At 33.1% G+C, this 18920-nt stretch carries 17 protein-coding genes; all 17 read left to right on the top strand.

The features are described 5' to 3' along the window. Nucleotides 1-318: 318 nt before the first annotated feature. The 17 genes from spx (at nucleotide 319) to FFM68_RS11435 (ending at nucleotide 18124) form a co-directional block, all read left to right on the top strand. Nucleotides 319-753 (top strand): transcriptional regulator Spx, encoded by a 435-nt coding sequence (spx, locus tag FFM68_RS11515; RefSeq protein WP_137619459.1) that lies wholly within the window; start codon nucleotides 319-321, stop codon nucleotides 751-753. A 471-nt stretch (nucleotides 754-1224) separates the two neighbouring features. Then, nucleotides 1225-2016, top strand: coding sequence for a YveK family protein (locus FFM68_RS11510; RefSeq protein ID WP_137619458.1), 792 nt, complete (start codon nucleotides 1225-1227; stop codon nucleotides 2014-2016). 9 nt (nucleotides 2017-2025) lie between these two features. Then, on the top strand, nucleotides 2026-2727 hold the full coding sequence (locus tag FFM68_RS11505; protein WP_137619457.1) for a CpsD/CapB family tyrosine-protein kinase: 702 nt from the start codon (nucleotides 2026-2028) through the stop codon (nucleotides 2725-2727). 18 nt (nucleotides 2728-2745) lie between these two features. Next, a complete protein-coding gene (locus FFM68_RS11500) occupies nucleotides 2746-3513 on the top strand; it encodes a tyrosine-protein phosphatase (protein WP_137619456.1) in 768 nt (255 codons plus the stop codon). A 70-nt stretch (nucleotides 3514-3583) separates the two neighbouring features. Next, complete coding sequence (locus FFM68_RS11495) at nucleotides 3584-5404, top strand: polysaccharide biosynthesis protein (protein ID WP_137619519.1); 1821 nt, start codon at nucleotides 3584-3586, stop codon at nucleotides 5402-5404. Between the two features lie 9 nt (nucleotides 5405-5413). Beyond that, on the top strand, nucleotides 5414-6049 hold the full coding sequence (locus FFM68_RS11490) for a NeuD/PglB/VioB family sugar acetyltransferase (RefSeq protein ID WP_137619455.1): 636 nt from the start codon (nucleotides 5414-5416) through the stop codon (nucleotides 6047-6049). 1 nt (nucleotide 6050) lies between these two features. Beyond that, entirely contained in the window at nucleotides 6051-7169 is a 1119-nt protein-coding gene (locus FFM68_RS11485) for a DegT/DnrJ/EryC1/StrS family aminotransferase (protein ID WP_137619454.1), read from the top strand. Then, nucleotides 7162-7788 (top strand): sugar transferase, encoded by a 627-nt coding sequence (locus tag FFM68_RS11480; RefSeq protein WP_137619453.1) that lies wholly within the window; start codon nucleotides 7162-7164, stop codon nucleotides 7786-7788. The genes FFM68_RS11485 and FFM68_RS11480 overlap by 8 nt, the downstream gene beginning before the upstream one ends. A 12-nt stretch (nucleotides 7789-7800) precedes the next feature. Beyond that, entirely contained in the window at nucleotides 7801-8952 is a 1152-nt protein-coding gene (locus FFM68_RS11475; protein ID WP_137619452.1) for a glycosyltransferase, read from the top strand. Nucleotides 8953-8972: 20 nt separating this feature from the next. Next, nucleotides 8973-10067: a glycosyltransferase family 4 protein gene (locus FFM68_RS11470; RefSeq protein WP_137619451.1), complete on the top strand. Its 1095-nt coding sequence runs from the start codon at nucleotides 8973-8975 to the stop codon at nucleotides 10065-10067. 3 nt (nucleotides 10068-10070) lie between these two features. Continuing rightward, nucleotides 10071-11192 (top strand): glycosyltransferase, encoded by a 1122-nt coding sequence (locus FFM68_RS11465; protein ID WP_137619450.1) that lies wholly within the window; start codon nucleotides 10071-10073, stop codon nucleotides 11190-11192. A gap of 10 nt (nucleotides 11193-11202) precedes the next feature. Continuing rightward, the gene (locus FFM68_RS11460) at nucleotides 11203-12273 is read left to right on the top strand and encodes a polysaccharide pyruvyl transferase family protein (RefSeq protein WP_137619449.1); all 1071 of its coding nucleotides are present in this window, start codon (nucleotides 11203-11205) and stop codon (nucleotides 12271-12273) included. A gap of 12 nt (nucleotides 12274-12285) precedes the next feature. Continuing rightward, nucleotides 12286-13512 carry an O-antigen ligase family protein gene (locus FFM68_RS11455; RefSeq protein WP_137619448.1) on the top strand — a complete coding sequence of 409 codons (1227 nt, stop codon included), beginning with the start codon at nucleotides 12286-12288 and terminating at the stop codon, nucleotides 13510-13512. Nucleotides 13513-13533: 21 nt separating this feature from the next. Further along, nucleotides 13534-15045, top strand: a complete 1512-nt coding sequence (locus FFM68_RS11450; RefSeq protein ID WP_137619447.1) for a lipopolysaccharide biosynthesis protein — start codon at nucleotides 13534-13536, stop codon at nucleotides 15043-15045. Nucleotides 15046-15072: 27 nt separating this feature from the next. Continuing rightward, nucleotides 15073-16239: a nucleotide sugar dehydrogenase gene (locus tag FFM68_RS11445; RefSeq protein WP_137619446.1), complete on the top strand. Its 1167-nt coding sequence runs from the start codon at nucleotides 15073-15075 to the stop codon at nucleotides 16237-16239. Between the two features lie 19 nt (nucleotides 16240-16258). Beyond that, nucleotides 16259-17131 (top strand): UTP--glucose-1-phosphate uridylyltransferase GalU, encoded by an 873-nt coding sequence (galU, locus tag FFM68_RS11440; RefSeq protein WP_137619445.1) that lies wholly within the window; start codon nucleotides 16259-16261, stop codon nucleotides 17129-17131. Nucleotides 17132-17167: 36 nt separating this feature from the next. After that, nucleotides 17168-18124 carry an LCP family glycopolymer transferase gene (locus tag FFM68_RS11435; protein ID WP_137619444.1) on the top strand — a complete coding sequence of 319 codons (957 nt, stop codon included), beginning with the start codon at nucleotides 17168-17170 and terminating at the stop codon, nucleotides 18122-18124. The last annotated feature ends 796 nt before the right edge of the window (nucleotides 18125-18920 follow it).

The following is an 18920-nucleotide window of genomic DNA, read 5'->3' as shown; positions in this document are numbered from 1 at the left end:
AAGCTGATTGCTGGATGTACAATCAGCTTTTTCAGGTTCAAAGAAAATCTTGAGGAATAGATTGAAAAAATCAGTTTTTTCACAAATACTTTAGCTGATACCGAAAAAAGCCGATAACAAAGCGGGAACCAGCCTTTTTTAATAGATATTTTGCATAATAAAATTATTTTAATGTAATTTTTACGTAGAAAATATTATTTTTAAATATATTTAAAAGCGGTTTATTTAACAGTAACGTAAAAATACTGTATTGTAATAAGTATAGGACGATTTATAAGTTGCTTAAAAGGACAATGCAGAAGAAAGGTGATAAATAAAATGATCAAGTTGTATACTTCAGCTAGTTGTACTTCGTGCAGAAAGGCTAAGGCATGGCTAACAGAAAATAATTTGCCTTTTGAAGAAAGAAATATCATGTCTGATCCTCTGACGAAAGAGGAGATAAAAGGGATTCTTGCTATGACTGAAACCGGCAGCGATGAAATTATTTCAACGCGATCAAAAGTTTACGAGAAATTAGCGATTGATTTCGATGACTTATCATTCAATCAATTAGTTGATATCCTCGTAGAACATCCCAATTTGCTGCGGCGTCCGTTGATTTTTGATGAGATCAGATTTCAGGTGGGATACAATGAAGATGAGATCCACCAGTTCACTCCGCGAGAGATTCGAAAAATCACTTCAAAAAATATGGCGAAGTTTTTACTTCATTTAGATTTACAGAAAAAAAGACCGTATCTAAAAACTTAAAAAAAAAGAATAAGACAAAAGATGACTTTGATTTCCAAAAATTAAAGTACGTTCCTAAATTAGACTAACTTAGGTGACGTATTTTAAATGGAAAAAGGTCATCTTTTTTATTTGGGTGGGTTACAGATTATTTTGCGGCTAGATTTTCAAGTTGAATATGAGCAGATTATAATTTTCACAAAACTCTAATCCGTTTTTGCCGTTTTTTTTCAAAAACTAAATAAACTACAGATTAGTTGTTATTCATACTTTTATCATGGTTTCTTCATAATAGCGGCTACTATTTGCAATAAAGAGAAAAATTTCCTTGTTCCATGATTTTTTAAATGTATGAAATGTAAAGAATAAATATTTTCTTGGAAAACATACAATCATGCGCTATACTTACAGCTGAGTGTGTAAAAAAATACGGAAAAGAACATAAAAAATTCATATTTGTGAAACATTAAAATTAAGAAAGACGAGGGACTTATGGAACAGACAATCAGTATCAAACAATTATTGGACATACTTAAAAAACGGCTGGGGTTAATCATTCTTATGGGAGTCATTGGCGTATTGATTTCCGGTGTATTTGCCTTTTTTATTTTAACACCAAAATACAGCTCGCAAGCCCAATTAGTCGTTACCTTGCCTCAAACTGAAACGACCAACGCAAATGATGTCACTACTAACTTGCAAATGATTAACACTTATAAGGATATCATTACCGGTGACTTAGTAACGAAAGAAACAGCGGACAAATTAAACTCAGAGTTTGGCATGAACCTGACTGCTCATGATTTAAAAGAAATAATCCAAGTAGAGCAGAATCAGAACTCTCAAATGTTTTCGATCATTGTGACAGACACGAGCTCTAGAGATGCTACGAATATCGCCAACGTAACCGCAGAAACTTTTCAAACGAATGCTAAAAATGTCTTGAATGTTGACCGAATCTCAATTATTTCTGAGGCAGTCGCGAGCAGTGAACCCGTCTTTCCAAATAAGAAATTGACATTAGCAGTAGGATTATTTTTAGGATTACTAGTCGGAATTTTCTTAGCTTTAGTATTCTCGTTATTAGATCGGACAGTCAAAGAAAGCAAGACATTGACCGATGACTTTGGTTTGACTATTTTAGGAAATATTCCAGCAATGACGCCAAAAGAATTAAATGCCAAAATCCGTCGCCAACTAAGTGTAACTACACAATCAAAAACAGTATCAGCTGAAACGAAAACGAAGACTACGTCAGAACGTCGTCGTCGGAATCGGGTCTAGGAGGTCCATATGGCTAAAAAAAATAAAAATAAAGCACCAGAAGCAGTTAGTTTAATTACTTTAATAGATAAAACATCGCCTATTTCTGAGCGCTATCGAACCATCCGTACCAATATCCAATTCGCCTCTTCATCGGGTCGCCAAATCAAAACATTGGTTATTACTTCATCAGGACCGGGAGAAGGGAAATCTACAACGGCAGCTAATTTAGCCGTGGTTTTTGCTAATTCTGGTCAACGAGTGTTATTAGTTGATGCAGATATGCGCAAACCGACAGTACACAAAACTTTACTATTAAGCAATAGTGTTGGCTTGAGTAATGTCTTGGGCACAGAGCTGAACTTTAACGAAGCAATCCAACAAAGTGTAGTACCAAATCTTTATGTGATGACCAGTGGTCCGAAAGCACAAAACCCTTCGGAATTATTAGGTTCGACGCGGACAGATAAACTGATGCAAGAGCTTCGTGAAAATTATGATTTCATCATTTTTGATATGCCTCCAGTCGTAGCCGTAACAGATGCACAAATCGTGGCTTCTAAAGTGGATGGCACGATGTTAGTCGTTCGTGAAAATGTTACCCGCAAAGATTCTTTACAAAAAGCTCGGGAACTATTGACGATGGTCAATGCCAATGTCTTAGGCGCTGTTTTTAACGGAAGTACTGATGAAAATGACCAAGGGTACTATTACTATGGTACCGGAGAATAAATACTAGAAGGTGAGCAAATGATTGATCTACATTGCCATATTTTGCCTGGGATAGATGATGGCGCGAAAACATTAGAGGATAGTCTGGACATGGTGCGAAAAGCGATCAGTCAAGGAATTACCCATCTAATGTGTACACCGCATCATAACAATGGAAAATATTTTAATCCGGCAGATCAAGTCATTGAAAGAGTTGCGGCTTTGCAGCAAGAGCTGGACGACCGCAACTTAGGCCTCACGCTGCTAGAAGGTCAAGAGGTTCGGATCACAGGAACGCTTTTAGAAGATATTGCTAGAGGTGAGATCTTGTTTACCGATCTTGATGACACGTACATATTAATTGAATTTCCAACGGGAGAGGTTCCAGCGTATACAAAACAATTATTTTTTAATTTATTGAGTCAAGGACACACGCCAGTAATCGTTCATCCAGAACGAAATGCTGTTTTCCGTAAAAATCCTAATGACTTGATTCCTTTTTTAGAGATGGGTGTTTTAACACAGCTGACAGCGCCAAGTATCGTGGGGGTATTTGGAAAAGAAATCCAAAAGACGGCGAAGCAGATGCTAAAACATAATATGCTTCATATGGTTGCTTCCGATGCGCATAATCTACGTCACCGGAATTTTTATCTAAAAGAAGCCTATGAAGAAATAAAAAAAGAGCAAGGGCAGGCGACAGTAGAGGCGATGCAGCAAATGACAAAAGCCTTGGTCAATGGAGATCCAGTCACCATACCAAACTTTACAGAGGTAAAAGAGAAGAAGTTTAAATTATTTGGTTAAGGGTAGGTTGCCAGCTTACCTTGTAAGAAGTTAAAGAGAAATTTGTGTTATTTTTTAGGGGGAGCTAATGTTGTTTGTATTAACAAGGAAACAGAAAATTATCGTTTTAGTTGCAGTAGACGTCTTATTGATTACACTGGCTTGTGTAGTTGCTTACTATTTTATGAGACCTTATGTAGTAGTTACACAAAATTTTGTTCAATTTTCGACGGTTTTATCGATTGGCTTGTACATATTATTTGGGTTTATATTCAACGTTTTTATGCGAATCAATCGCTATACTAATTTAAGAGAAATAATAGCCATTTTTTTAGCGACTACTTGTCAATTTATAGTAAGCTTGTTAATTGTTTCGTTTTTGGAAGAAGGACGTTACAGCCGACGATTTGAACTGCTGGCTTATATTTTAAGTTTATGTTTGATTGTTGCTAGTCGTTTAGTATGGCGGATCATGATTGAACACTATAATCAACAAAAGGATTATCCAGAAAAAGTTCAACGAACTATAATTATAGGTGCCGGTGAAGGGGGCCGTATCTTATTTAATAGTTTAATTGGTTCAACAACGGCAGGAGAGCTTGATGTTGTTGGGTTTGTTGATGATGATCCCAATAAGTTAAAAACCTACTTATCTGGTAAAAAAGTATTGGGCTCAGTTAATGATTTGTCATTGTTAATAAAAGAGTATCAAATTGATATGGTCACGATTGCTATTCCATCTTTATCTAGAAAAAGATTACAAGAAATTATTACTCATTTAGCAGATTCAAATGTCAAAGTTAATGCGATGCCTTCTATGGAAGAATTAGCTTCAGGTAAAATCAGCATTAGCCGCTTGAAAGAAATTGATGTGGTGGACTTATTAGGACGAGAGGAAGTTCAATTAGATATTGATTCAATCAAAGATCAACTGACTGGAAAATCTATCTTAGTGACTGGTGCTGGTGGTTCGATTGGTTCGGAAATCTGTTGGCAAATAACAAAATTCAATCCAAAGCAGTTATTGTTGTTAGGTCATGGCGAAAATTCGATTTATCAAATTCATCGGGAATTACAAAACACTTATCATGGTAAAGTTACTGAATTTATTCCCATAATTGCTGATATACAAGATCGAGAAAAAATATTTGAACTTATGGAACACTACCATCCTGATATTGTTTATCACGCAGCAGCACACAAACATGTGCCATTAATGGAGTATAACCCTAGAGAAGCTGTAAAGAATAATATTTATGGAACTAAGAATGTAGCTGAAGCTGCTAAAACCAATAATGTAAAAAACTTTGTAATGATTTCGACTGATAAAGCCAATAATCCGCCAAACGTCATGGGTTCTACTAAGCGAATCGCAGAAATGATCGTGACGGGATTAAATGAAACAGGAAAAACCAAATTTTCTGCTGTCCGTTTTGGAAATGTCTTAGGTTCACGAGGTAGTGTAATCCCAGTTTTTCGGGAACAAATCGCAAAAGGTGGTCCCATTACGGTAACAGATTTTCGCATGACTCGTTACTTTATGACAATCCCTGAAGCTAGCCGATTGGTAATTCAATCTGGTGCCCTTGCAAAAGGGGGCGAAATCTTCGTATTAGATATGAGCGAACCGGTCAAAATTTTGGATCTTGCCAAAAATATGGTTCGTCTCAGCGGCTATTCCGAAGATGAAATTGAAATCGTCGAAACTGGTATTCGTCCTGGAGAAAAATTGTATGAAGAATTATTGTTGGACAAAGAACGCAACGATGAAGAAGTTTATGAAAAAATCTTTGTTGGAAATATCAAAGGGTACTCCATCCAGAAAGTGATGGATTTTTTCGATCATCTACCAAAGGATGATCATGAATTAGCCAAAGAAGTCGTTCGTTTTGCGAATGCTTCGAATAAATAGGAGTTTGTTATGGACGACTTAATAATTATTGGTGCAGGTGGTTTTGCTAAAGAGATTGCTTTTTTGCTCCAACGCGCATCTGAATATAATCTAATTGGTTTTGTAGATGATGAAGTTTCTTTAAGTGGACAAAAGCTAGCTGGAAAACCAATATTAGGACCTATCAATATGCTGCTTTCATATGATAAGCCTATAAGTGTTGCTATTGGAATTGCTTCATCAAATGTGAAGAAGAAGATTTATTCAAAACTAAAGAAAAATCAAAATATAAATTTTCCTAATCTTGTTGATACTACGGCATTAGTTGGAGTCAATGTAAAGTTAGGAATTGGAAATATACTAATGGCAAACTCAACCTACACAGCTGATATTAATATTGGAGATTTTAATATGATTAACATTGGTTCAACTGTTGGGCATGATTCAAATATTGGAGATTTTAATTCTATTTTCCCTTCTGTAAATATTTCTGGTTATGTAACAATTGGAAACAATAATCAAATAGGAGTAGGAACTAAAATTATACAAAGCATTTGTATAGCTGATAATTCAATTATCGGTGCTGGAAGTGTCGTTATACAAAATATTGAGAATAATACAAAAAATGTAGGAGTTCCTACACGAATTATAGAAAGCTGGGAGTAATATGGAAAACAAAAGAATCTTACTTGCATCACCTCATATGAGTGATAAAGGATTCGAACAAGAATTCGTGAAAGAAGCATTTGATACCAACTGGATTGCACCTCTTGGAGCAAATGTGAATGGTTTCGAGCAAGAATTAGCTGACTATGTTCATACCGGTTATGCAGCTGCTTTGGTATCAGGTACATCCGCAATTCATATGGCATTAAACGCAGCCGGTGTTGGTTCAGGAGATATAGTTATTTGTCAATCTCTGACTTTTTCTGCGACTGCTAATCCAATTATTTATCAAGGAGCAATTCCTGTATTTGTAGACAGTGATTTTGATACATGGAATATGAATCCCAGCGAGCTAAGAAAAGCTTTAGAAAAGTATCCAAATGCAAAAGCCGTAATCGTTGTTCATTTATATGGATTGTCTGCTGAATTAGACGGAATTTTAGCTATTTGCCAAGAATTTGGTGTTACGTTAATCGAAGATGCGGCAGAATCCTTAGGAACCACCTATAAAGATCAATACACTGGAACCTTTGGGAAATATGGAATTTACTCATTTAATGGGAACAAAATTATCACTACTTCTGGTGGAGGTATGCTTGTTTCTGAGGATGTAGAAAGAATTCAGAAAGTACGTTTTTGGTCTACCCAAGCTAGAGATAAGGTGCGTCATTATCAACACAGCGAAATTGGGTATAATTATCGAATGAGTAATATTGTTGCTGGTATTGGTAGAGGACAACTAAAGGTACTTGATGACAGGATTGCTAAAAAAAGATATATTCATGATTTTTATAAACAAAAATTAAAAGAAGTAACACAAATTCATCATATGCCTGAAAATGAGCATAGTCATCCTAACTTCTGGTTAAGTGCGATCACTTTAGACGGAATAGCACCAAACTATTTGATGGATGAATTAGAAAAAGAAAATATTGAATCTCGTCCAATATGGAAACCCATGCATCTACAACCCGTTTTTGAAAAATATGACTTTATCGGCAGTAACGTAGGACAAATGTTGTTTGAAACGGGAGTATGTCTACCGTCTGATACTAAAATGACGGATGAAGATTTAGAACGAGTAGTGACTACAATTAAGCGAGCAATCAGCAATGTGTAGAACCCCCAATCTATATGAAAAATATTTCAAAAGAGCTTTGGACATTCTTTTATCAGGAATTGGTTTGCTGGTATTAAGTCCGATTATTTTGATAGTCGCATTATTAGTTCGCATAAAGTTAGGTTCACCAATTATTTTCAAGCAACAACGACCAGGTCTAAATGAAAAAATATTTCCTATGTATAAGTTTAGGACCATGACGGATGAAAGAGATTCAGTTGGTAATTTACTAGCTGATGATATTCGACTAACAAAATTTGGCAAGTTGCTTCGAGCAACGAGTTTAGATGAGTTGCCAGAGTTAGTAAATATCTTTAAAGGTGACATGAGTATTGTAGGACCTAGACCACTGCTTGTAGAATATTTAGCACTTTATAATAGAGAACAAAAAAGGCGACATCTTGTGCGTCCAGGATTAACTGGACTTGCACAAGTAAATGGAAGAAATGCTATTAGTTGGGAACAAAAATTTCAATTTGATTGTCAATATGTTGATAACATAACGTTGAAACAAGATATAGTTATTTTCTTTTTGACAATAAAAAAAGTATTTGTAAAAGAAGGAATTTCGTCAGCTACTAGTGTTACGAATGAGAAGTTTACTGGCAGTGATGAATAAAGAGAGGTTTATATGAAGTTTTTATTCTATTTGTTCTTAGTACTTATTATCTATACTATGATTGGCTATCCTATTTTGCTTGAAATCATGAATAAGATTGTGCCAAAAAAGGATATTATTTTAGATAATGACTATCGTCCAACGGTAACAGTGATTGTTCCAGCACATAATGAAGAGTCGGTCATTGAAAAAAAGATATTAAATTTATTGAGCTTAAATTATGAAGATAGTAGCTTAGAAATTATTGTTGCTTCTGATAATAGTACAGATGATACTAACATCATTGTTAAAAATTATGAAATAAAATATCCGTATAAAATTAAATTATATTCGGTAAAGGAACGAAAAGGTAAGACAAATGCTCAAGATGAAGCAGTGAGAATAGCTAAAGGAGATGTTACAGTTTTCACGGATGCAAATTCTATGTTAGAAAAAAACGCAATAAACGAACTTGTAACATCATTATCAAATTCGGATGTAGGGTATGTAGCTGGGAAACTTGTATACACGAATGATCTTCCGAATGCAACGAGTGAATCGGAGGCTTCATATTGGAATATCGATCTTCGAATGAGAAAAATAGAATCAGATTTAGCTTCAATAACTGCTGGAAACGGAAGTATCTATGCAATTAAAAAAGATGACTATATAGAGATAGATCCTATATATAGTCATGATAGTGTATTCCCACCAAAATTTGTTATCCTAGGTAAAAAAGCATTATACAATGATAAAGCATTGGCTTTTGAAAAAGCTGGTGAAACAGATACTGATGAATTTAAGCGTAAAGTTAGAATGTCTAGAAAAATAATAATGATTAATTTTGTAGATTTAAAAAAATATAATGTATTTAAAAATGGACTATTTACACTATTTTACTTTTCGCACAGAACACTTAGAAATAATCTCTACTTAATGCATTTACTAGTTTTTATTTCGAACTTGTTTTTAGCAGTGAATGATTCTAATCCGTTATACAAGATAGTATTTATTATGCAGATAATTATTTATCTAATCGCATTTATTGGAAGGAAATCTGTAAATAAATATGTTAGATTTATTTCTTATTATGCTATGACAATTTCGGCTCAATTAATTGGTGCATATAGAGAAATTTCTGGTAAGTCAAAACCATTTTGGGGAAAAGCAGAAAGCACAAGGTAGCAAGAAAGTTTGAGGACACTATGAAGGTTTTAAATTTATGTTCATATTATAATGACAAGTTTTACGAAAAAATGATAGATGCCCAGATTAGAAATAAAGTAGAAACATTGGTCTATTATCCACGAAAAAAACAGACTAGATTTGATAGAGAAAGTGAATATGTTATTTCAACTGAGATTTTTGATTCACTTGATAAATTTTTTTTTAATAGAAAAATAAACAAAAGTTATGGGAAACTAACGAAAATGATAGAAGTAAATAGTTATGATTGTGTACATGCGCATACAGTATTTTCAGATGGTGCAGTCGCATTAAAATTGAAATCAGAGTATAACTTGCCCTATGTGGTTTCAGTGCGGAATACAGATGTCAACTTCTTTTTTAAGTATAGATTCTTACAGTGGAGAAAAGGATTAGAAATTTTAAAAAATGCTAGGTATATCATATGTCTTTCATCAACCTATAAGGATAAAATTTTAGAAACTTGTAAGAAAAGAAATGTTAATATCAATGATATTAACATTATTGAGAAAAAAATAAGAATTATTACAAACGGAATAGATGATTTTTTTTTGGAAAATCAATTTACCCAAGTAAGTGCACTGAATCAAAAAATATCTATATTAACTGTAGGTGAAATTTCAAAAAGAAAAAATCAATTAAAGGTATGTGAGGCAATCCAGAAATTGAACTTTGAGTGCGAATACACAATTATTGGAAAAATTAAAGATAAGAGTTATTTTAAAAAAATTATAGGTTATAAATTTGTAAAGCATGTTCCATTTCTAGAAAAAAAGGAATTGCTAGAGTACTACAGAAATTCTGATGTTTTTATTTTACCATCATTGACGGAGACCTTTGGATTAGTATATGTTGAAGCACTTTCTCAAAATATGCCAATTATCTATTCTGAGAATGAAGGATTTGATCGTCAATTTGAGGATGGATTAGTCGGAAAATCTGTAAAATCATTAGATAGTATTGATATAAAAGAGAAAATTGAGTTTATCCTAGAAAACAAAAATAGCTTTGATAAAAACTTTATCAATGCAAGAAAATTTTCTTGGGATGTGATTACAAGAAAACAAGTAGCACTATATCAAACGATGAGGTAAATTATGAAAATCTGTTTTATTAATTCTAACTTTCAAATGGGAGGAGTACAAAAGGTTATTACTGACATAGCCAACTACTTTTCTTTAACTCAAGAGGTATCTGTTATTTCCCTTACAAAAGGAGAATTTTTTTATGAATTAAATGATCAGATAGAGAAAGTCATATTTAGAAAAAAAAATAAAAAAAAAATCTATCGTAAAATTATCAAAGAATACTCAATAAAAAAAAGAGGATACTTTAATATTCTTGAGTATTATAAAGAGGAATTAGGTAAAATTATTGATTATATAAAAAAAGGTGAAATAGATATAGTAATATTGTCGCAAGGTGCATTAACAACATTTACTCCAATTATTAAAGAGGCAGTCCCTCGGGTTAAGATAATTTCGTGGCAACATAGTGAAGCAAGTATGTATTTGCAAAACTATAATAAATTTTTTCTAAATGAATACATAGATGGACTAAAAAAGTCCGATCGGGTTATCTGTTTAACAAAGAAAGATAGAGAGATTTTTAAAAACTATAATAAAAAGAGTGTTCAAATATATAACGTATCTGAAATTGAAAGTAGTAAAGTCACCTCACTGCATAATCGGGTGATTTGCTACGCTGGGAGGATACTCATTAAAGAAAAAGGTATCAAGTCTATTTTGGAGGCCATGTCATATATCGATAAAGATATCTCTCTGAATATAGCTGGTGTGGGCACAAAAAAGGAATTTAAAAAATTAAAAGAATTAGTTAAAGTTTATAATCTAGAACAACGAATAAATATCTTTGGAAAAGTACCATCAAATCGTATGGCGGAATTCTATAATCAAGCAGATATCTATGTATCAGCTTCAGAATGGGAAGGATTTGGACTAACAATTGTGGAGGCTATGAAATGCGGCTTGCCAATTGTTTCATACAATAATTCTGGTCCTAATGAAATACTTGATTATGGTGAATATGGAATTATTATAGTGGAAAGAAATCCAAGGACACTAGGAGAACGTATTAATACTATCATTAATAATGATGAGTTAATGAATCATTTACAGGTAAAATCTATAGAGCGTTCAAAGGATTTTTCTTTAAATAGGATATCACAAGATTGGAACAATTTGATTAATAATTTATAGGAGGTTGAAAGTGAAATACGGAATTATGACTTTCCATGAAGTTTGGAATTATGGAGCAGTTTTACAAAATTTTGCATTGCAAAAGGTAGTTGAACAGATTATTTCTAAAGAGGATACAATCGAAACTATAGATCTACCTAAAAGTTATTTTGCAGGAAAAACTCAACTTTTTAATTTTGAGAAACATGATTTTCTTAGAAGCTTGGCACAAAATATCTACCTGTATCCATATAAAAAGAACAAACAAAAAGCTTTTAACGGTTTTAAGAAAAATGAAATGAATTTTTCAAGACGTATATTTCAAGTAGAAGATATTTTAAAGTATGATGGTTTTATTGTTGGAAGTGATCAGGTTTGGAATCCAGAAATAACCGGTTTTGATGAGAGCTTTTTTTTAAATTTTTCAGAGAAGAATTCCAAAAAAATCGCTTATGCTGCTAGTATAGGTAAGGATATTCTCACAGAAAAAGAACGTATGTTTTTGAAAAATAATATTAGCAATTTTAATAATATATCGGTAAGAGAAAAAAGTGCGAAAGACATTTTATCCGAGATGGGATATACAGATGTTGTAAAGGTTCTTGATCCGACTCTTCTATTACAAAAAAAAGAGTGGGAAAAATTAGACAATAATAAGTTTCAGGGAAAAAAGTTTATCTTGGTATATACACTAGAGAAAAATGATTTAATTAATTTTGTAGTTAGGTATTTACAAGAAAAATTCAAGTTAGAGGTTATCTATTTAACTCCAAATAATAAAAAAGATTTTTTTGGAAGTAAGAATTCATTTGGACCGTATGATTTTATTAGTGCTTTCAAAAATGCACAATATGTTATTACTAATTCATTTCATGGAACGGCATTTGCAATTAATTTTGAAAAAAATTTTATTACAATCCCACATAAAACAAGAGGAACAAGAATGAAAAGCTTACTGGAAGATTTAAATCTTAATTCTCGGATATATGAAAATAGTTTTGAAGATGTCCCATGTGAAAAAATAAACTATACTGATGTAATGACTCGATTAAATTTTTTCAGAGAAGAATCTTTAGATTTTTTAAAAAAATCACTTTTATAAGAGAGGTTTAGCATGGAGTATTATCAAGAGAACCTAAAAATTCATTCTACATACGAAAGGCAGTTTAATGATGTAGGATGGCTTTGGAAGGTAGTTCTCTCAATCAGCTGTTTAACTTGTTTTTATGGCTATTGGTTGAATAATAACTATCTATTAACGACAATTAACTTTTTCTTAGTATTTTTAGTATGGATTATAAAGGAAAGAAGAATATTATATAGAAAAAGTGATATCATTTTTGGAACTCTAATCATTGTTTTTTTACTTTCTTCTATAAGCTCGCCTAATAGAACTGAAGCCTTTAAGTATGTATTTTCATTATCTCAACTATTTTTACTAGCTATATGTTTGCAAAGCAATAAATTGTGGAGTAAGTATTTTTTGAAGATATCATATATCTTATCTTTCGGACATGTGCTAGCAACTGCAGCTTATTATGTAATACCTGAACAGATTGACAGAATCAGGATAGTTGTTTTAAATCCAGAGGCACTAGATATAACAAATAAATTGTTACGGAGTGGTTTAAATTCAGGAATTGCTCCTCAGACCGGTAATAATGCATACTATATATCTGTTTTTGTTGGAATTAGTTTCTCTTACATACTGAAATTTCTAGAGAAAAAGAATAATAAGTTAGTTTTTTTTCATCTATTATTAATGTTAATAGGACTTAGTATGTTAATAGCAACAGGAAAACGTGGGCCGTTATTATCAGTTGCCATATCGGTTATATTAGTTACAATAATTTATATCTTATCTAGTACAGCATCTACAAAAAATTTTTTCATAATTGGTCTAATTGGTCTAATTTCTTTATTAGTACTGATAAATACAAGTGTTTTTAAGAATCTTATTGAAATGATTAGTCTAAAACAGGGTGATAACTTCTTGAGTGGTCGGTCTTTATTGTGGAGCGATACGCTAAAAACTTTTGAAGCATATCCATTCTTTGGTCAAGGTTTATTGTCAATGAGATTGAAATTAGGATTGGATTCACATAACGTTTATCTTCAATTACTTGCTGAAACTGGATTAGTGGGTTTTTTGACCTTCATTTGGTTTACTACCTCAAGACTAATAAACTCTGCTGTATTGATGTTTAACAAAGTAAAAAGTGAAACTTCAATTTTTTCTCTATATTTTCAAATATTTTTTTTATGTTATTGTTTTACGGGTAATCCGATATATAATTTGAATCTCTTCGTATTCTATATCATTTTTATTTCAATTAGATAATTAAAGAACAGGGTGTATATTATGAAAAAAAGTAGAACACAGTCTTTTGCAATTAATAGCCTGTTCTCTATATTTAATCAGGTTATTGTAATGTTATCTGGATTTATAATCCCAAGATTTATGCTAAGCTATTATGGTTCAGAAATTAATGGACTTGTTTCTTCAATACTTCAATTTATCAATTACTTCACTATTGTTGAAGCTGGATTATCAGGCGCGGCTATCTTCTCTTTATATAAACCGCTTGCTGAAAATAATTATGATGAAATAAATGGAGTAGTTTCTTCCGCAAAAAGATATTACTATCAAGCAGGGGGGATTTTTACCTCTGCCGTTATTGTACTTTCATTTGTTTATCCAATAATTGTGCATACTCAATCATTGGGGACGAGTTCTATGCGATTCTTAGTTGTTATGTTAGGTGCAAAAGGTTTTCTTGATTTTTTTTCACTTGCAAAATATCGAGCATTATTAACAGCAGATCAAAAAATTTTTGTAATTTCTATATCATCTAGTATTTATACCATTTTAAATACAATTCTAATTTCATTATTTGCTATAAATAGTTTACCAATTACATGGGTGTATTTTTTCTCACTTTTACCACTACTTGTTAGAACGTTTATACTGTCATTCTATGTAAAGAGACATTATCCATATATTGATTATTCTGCTTCTCCCAATAACGGGGCATTAAAAGCACGTTGGGATGCACTTTTCCAACAGTTTGTTGGTATGGCACAGAATTCAGCACCACCAATTATAGCTACTATTTTCTTGAGTTTAAAAGAAGTAAGCATATATGCGATTTATAATATGGTGATTAGTGGACTTAACGGAGTACTCACCATCTTTACAACGAATTTATCTCCTTCATTCGGAAACGTAATCGCTAAAAATCAATCAGAAACATTGAAAAAATCGTACCATGAATTTGAATTCATTTATTTACAATTAATTGCAATTGCTTATTCAGTGGCATACACCCTGATTATCCCCTTCATAACATTGTATACGAAAGGTGTTAATGATACTGAATATAATGTTCCTATCATAGCAACTTTGATGGTTTTAAATGGCTTCTTGTACTCACTAAAAACACCTCAAGGGATGATAATCATTGCGGCTGGACATTATAAAGAGACGCGCTGGAGATCACTTTTACAGGCATTAATTCTTATCATTGGTGGAATTATTTTAGTAAGACCTTTTGGATTGAGCGGAATTATTATGGGAGCAATTCTATCCAATATTTATAGAGGAATCGACATGTTTTTTTATGTTCCCAAAAGAATAACTAAACTAAGTCCTTTTTATACGTTGAAAAACTATCTGCTACAAAGTATAACTATTATTGGGACAGTATCTGTTGGTCATTTAATAAGTAGGAATGTTACTTCTTGGGGAAAATGGATTTTTATAGCAATAGTCTGTACAGTGGTGTCAATCTCCATATTGCTTTGTGTAAGTATGTTTTTTAATAAAACTGTTTTTCATTCTTTAAAAAACAGGTTGATATCTTTAATAAAATAGATTGAAATTTAATTGGAGGGATCCATTATGAAAATATCAGTATTCGGTTTAGGTTATGTTGGTTTAGCAAATGCACTGTTATTAAGTCAAAAAGAACAAGTTAAAGCATATGATATCGTGGAAACAAAGATTGATATGCTACAAAAAAGACAGTCACCATTAGAGGACAAAGAAGTCCACGAATACCTCGAACGTGAGGATCTGAATGTTGAATTTACGAAGAATTTTGAAGAAGCAGTTTTGTTTGGTGACTACTTAATTGTTGCCACACCGACAGATTATGATGAAAAGAAAAATTACTTCAACACATCCACAGTTGAAGATGTGATTGAAAAAGCATTAGCTATTCGTCCAGATGCAACCTTTATTATCAAATCGACTGTTCCCGTTGGTTATACTTTAGAGTTACAAGAGAAATTTAAAACAGAAAATATTATTTTTTCTCCTGAATTTCTTCGCGAGGGAAAAGCGCTTTACGATAACCTACATCCTTCACGAATCGTTGTTGGTGAACGTTCGGGGCGTGGACAAGAAGTGGCAAATATGTTTAGAGAAAATGCTCTAGATTCGGATGTCACAGTCTTGTTGACTCACTCTACTGAAGCAGAAGCAATCAAGTTGTTCTCTAATACTTACTTGGCTTTACGTGTGGCTTATTTTAATGAGTTGGATACTTACGCAGAATCCAGAGGACTGGATAGTAAGGAGATTATCGAAGGTGTTGGATTAGATCCTCGGATTGGTTCTCACTATAATAATCCCTCTTTTGGATATGGTGGGTATTGCTTGCCAAAAGATACAAAACAATTACGTGCAAATTATGAAGATGTACCAAGTAATATTATTGGGGCAATTGTAGATGCAAACACTACGAGAAAAGATTTCATCGCTGAACAGATTTTAGCAAAAAATCCGAAAATTGTAGGTATTTACCGTTTAACGATGAAAGCACATTCTGATAATTTCCGCTATTCTTCGATTCAAGGAGTTATGAAACGTTTGAAAGCAAAGGGGATTGAAGTGGTAGTGTTCGAACCGACCTTGACTGAAAATGAATTTTTCAATTCTAAAGTCATTAAAGATTTTGAAGAGTTTAAATCTTTATCTGACGTGATTGTTTCTAATCGTTTTGAACCAGAACTTCATGATGTTGAAGAAAAAGTTTATACACGAGATATTTTTGGGAGAGATTGATAATAAAAGGAGCTTGAAAATGCAAAAAGTTCGTAAGGCAGTCATTCCGGCTGCAGGGTTGGGTACTCGTTTTTTACCGGCAACAAAAGCAATCGCGAAAGAAATGCTACCGATTGTTGATAAGCCGACGATCCAATTTATCGTGGAAGAAGCAATTGCTTCGGGGATCGAAGACATCTTAGTGATAACTGGAAAAGGCAAGCGTCCGATTGAAGATCATTTTGATTCAAATCTAGCTTTGGAACAAAACCTAGCAGAAAAACACAAAGATGAATTATTGAAATTGGTGGAAGAGACGACTGATATCAATCTGCACTTCATTCGTCAAAAACGGCCAAAAGGGTTGGGCGATGCAGTATTACAAGCGCGCGCCTTTGTGGGAGATGAACCGTTTGTTGTCATGTTAGGCGACGATATTATGGAGGATAAAATTCCCTTAAGTAAACAGTTGATCAATGATTTTGAACAGACAAGTGCCTCAACATTAGCTGTTATGCAAGTACCACAGCAAGAAACATCTAAATATGGAATTATTAATCCGAATGAAGAAGTCGCTAAAGGTCTTTATGATGTGAAAAATTTTGTAGAAAAACCCAATCCTAAAGAGGCGCCAAGTAACCTCGCGATCATTGGTCGTTATCTGCTGAAACCAGAGATTTTCGATATACTAGCAACACAAAAACCTGGTGCAGGCAATGAGATCCAGCTGACAGACGCGATTGATGAACTGAACAAAACGCAGCGAGTCTTTGCTCATGAATTTACTGGTAAGCGGTATGATGTTGGTGATAAACTAGGAATGGTCGAAGCGAATATTGAGTATGGTCTAAAGCATCCAGAAATTAAAGATGAGTTGAAAAAATATTTAAAAGAATTGGCTCAAACGCTTTAATAGTGCTTCAAATCAAGATGAAACGAGTTGAACTAAATGGCTGAAAGAAAAAAACGGAAGCGTCAAGGGGTTAAAAAGACGAGTACTTCAAAGAAAATTTTGTTTACGTTACTTGGTATTTTATTAGCGATCATTCTTGTGGTTGTTGGTGTTGGCGCAAAGATGTATTATGATGTGAAATCGACTGCAGATGATACGTATGAGTCAGTGAAGCGTAATGACTCGGCGGATGAACGTCAGGTAAACTTATCTCAACAAGAACCGTTTAGTGTTTTACTTTTAGGAGTAGACACAGGAGCGCTTGGCAGAACGGAACAAGGGCGCTCGGATACGATGATGGTAGCAACGGTGAATCCAACGTCGGATGAATCATTGCTAGTCAGTCTTCCACGGGATACGTATACGGAAATCGTTGGGCACGATACACAAGACAAGATGAATCATGCCTATGCCTTTGGCGGTGCGGCGATGTCGATGGATACGGTAGAAAAACTATTAGACATTCCAATCAATCATTACATCACCATCAATATGGAAGGGATCGAGTCGCTAGTGGATGCTGTTGGCGGGATTGAAGTAAATAATCCTTTTGAGTTCACTTATGACGACACCAATTTTCCTAAGGGTAAGCAGCAATTGGATGGCGAAACAGCACTGAAGTATTCACGGATGCGTTATGACGATCCAAATGGCGACTATGGCCGGCAAGAGCGGCAACGACAAATTATTACCGGTGTTGCTAAAAAAGTTCTAAGCACGAAAGGATTGAGCAACTATCAATCGATCTTGACAACGATGGGTGAAAACGTCAAAACAGATCTAAGTTTCTCAGAGATGCGGACATTGATGGGCGACTATCGTGCAGCATTTGGTAATATTAAAACAGACCAAATGAAGGGCGAAGGCTTCATGCAAGATGGTGTTTCTTATCAACGAATCGATCCGACTGAATTGAAACGCGTTCAAGACGAATTAAAAACACAATTAAAATAGAATTGCTGTTAAGAGGAAAATAGAAATCTATATTTATCTAGCGGTGTAAAACTGAATAAAATGAAGTATGCGGTGCCTTGGCACTGCATATTTTTTTTTGCCTTTAAGAATCCCTGCTCGTCATAGAAGTATAATTTCTAGGTTCCCTAGATGATTGGCAGATTTAACTGGATAAATAACGCACCTTTTATAAAAATTATAAAATTAATTATTTATCCATGCGTTTGTATAAAAATAACTTAAAATAATTTTTACTTTTTTCGAAGCTTGAACTCATGGTAACGTTTTTTTATGAAATAATTTATAGATGAATAATAACACTATACTAAAAATATATCGTGAGGATACGGTGGATAAAAATTGTATATTCTGAAAAATAGTTATTTTTATTTTTTGATACAGTAGAAGGTCTAAAAAAATCCAATCTGGAGCAACAGTTGGAAAGAAAGTCAAATTCTTTTTTATTAAAGAATTTGGCCTTTTAAGTCGAATAAAGTTAATGTTTTTGCTTAATACGATTAATTTTTATCCGTATAATAAAAATTAGGAACAAATAGTTAGAATCAAAAAAAGTAATTATCCAGTTTGCTATTTTGGTTGATAAAATATTATTAGTTATTTTTAAATCGGATAAAAATTAGTGAAAAAGATATTAATATAAAGAATATGGTTAAATTAAAATTAAATTAGTAATTATGTTGTTTTTTTAATCGATAGAAAGATAGCGTAAAATATCTTGTGTAAATAGATATTTAGGGTAGAAAAAAAGAAAGTCCATTCTGTAAAATTAAAGTTA

This window comes from Enterococcus xiangfangensis (assembly GCF_005405365.1).
GTDB classification, from domain to species: domain Bacteria; phylum Bacillota; class Bacilli; order Lactobacillales; family Enterococcaceae; genus Enterococcus_A; species Enterococcus_A xiangfangensis.
The sequence above is the reverse complement of the archived record's forward strand: the minus strand, read 5'-3'. Positions and strand labels throughout refer to the sequence as shown.

Coding starts and splice junctions, on each gene's coding strand:
- spx (WP_137619459.1), top strand. CDS start 319: ATGATCAAGTTGTATACTTCAGCTAGTTGTACTTCGTGCAGAAAGGCT.
- FFM68_RS11510 (WP_137619458.1), top strand. CDS start 1,225: ATGGAACAGACAATCAGTATCAAACAATTATTGGACATACTTAAAAAA.
- FFM68_RS11505 (WP_137619457.1), top strand. CDS start 2,026: ATGGCTAAAAAAAATAAAAATAAAGCACCAGAAGCAGTTAGTTTAATT.
- FFM68_RS11500 (WP_137619456.1), top strand. CDS start 2,746: ATGATTGATCTACATTGCCATATTTTGCCTGGGATAGATGATGGCGCG.
- FFM68_RS11490 (WP_137619455.1), top strand. CDS start 5,414: ATGGACGACTTAATAATTATTGGTGCAGGTGGTTTTGCTAAAGAGATT.
- FFM68_RS11485 (WP_137619454.1), top strand. CDS start 6,051: ATGGAAAACAAAAGAATCTTACTTGCATCACCTCATATGAGTGATAAA.
- FFM68_RS11480 (WP_137619453.1), top strand. CDS start 7,162: ATGTGTAGAACCCCCAATCTATATGAAAAATATTTCAAAAGAGCTTTG.
- FFM68_RS11475 (WP_137619452.1), top strand. CDS start 7,801: ATGAAGTTTTTATTCTATTTGTTCTTAGTACTTATTATCTATACTATG.
- FFM68_RS11470 (WP_137619451.1), top strand. CDS start 8,973: ATGAAGGTTTTAAATTTATGTTCATATTATAATGACAAGTTTTACGAA.
- FFM68_RS11465 (WP_137619450.1), top strand. CDS start 10,071: ATGAAAATCTGTTTTATTAATTCTAACTTTCAAATGGGAGGAGTACAA.
- FFM68_RS11455 (WP_137619448.1), top strand. CDS start 12,286: ATGGAGTATTATCAAGAGAACCTAAAAATTCATTCTACATACGAAAGG.
- FFM68_RS11450 (WP_137619447.1), top strand. CDS start 13,534: ATGAAAAAAAGTAGAACACAGTCTTTTGCAATTAATAGCCTGTTCTCT.
- FFM68_RS11445 (WP_137619446.1), top strand. CDS start 15,073: ATGAAAATATCAGTATTCGGTTTAGGTTATGTTGGTTTAGCAAATGCA.
- galU (WP_137619445.1), top strand. CDS start 16,259: ATGCAAAAAGTTCGTAAGGCAGTCATTCCGGCTGCAGGGTTGGGTACT.
- FFM68_RS11435 (WP_137619444.1), top strand. CDS start 17,168: ATGGCTGAAAGAAAAAAACGGAAGCGTCAAGGGGTTAAAAAGACGAGT.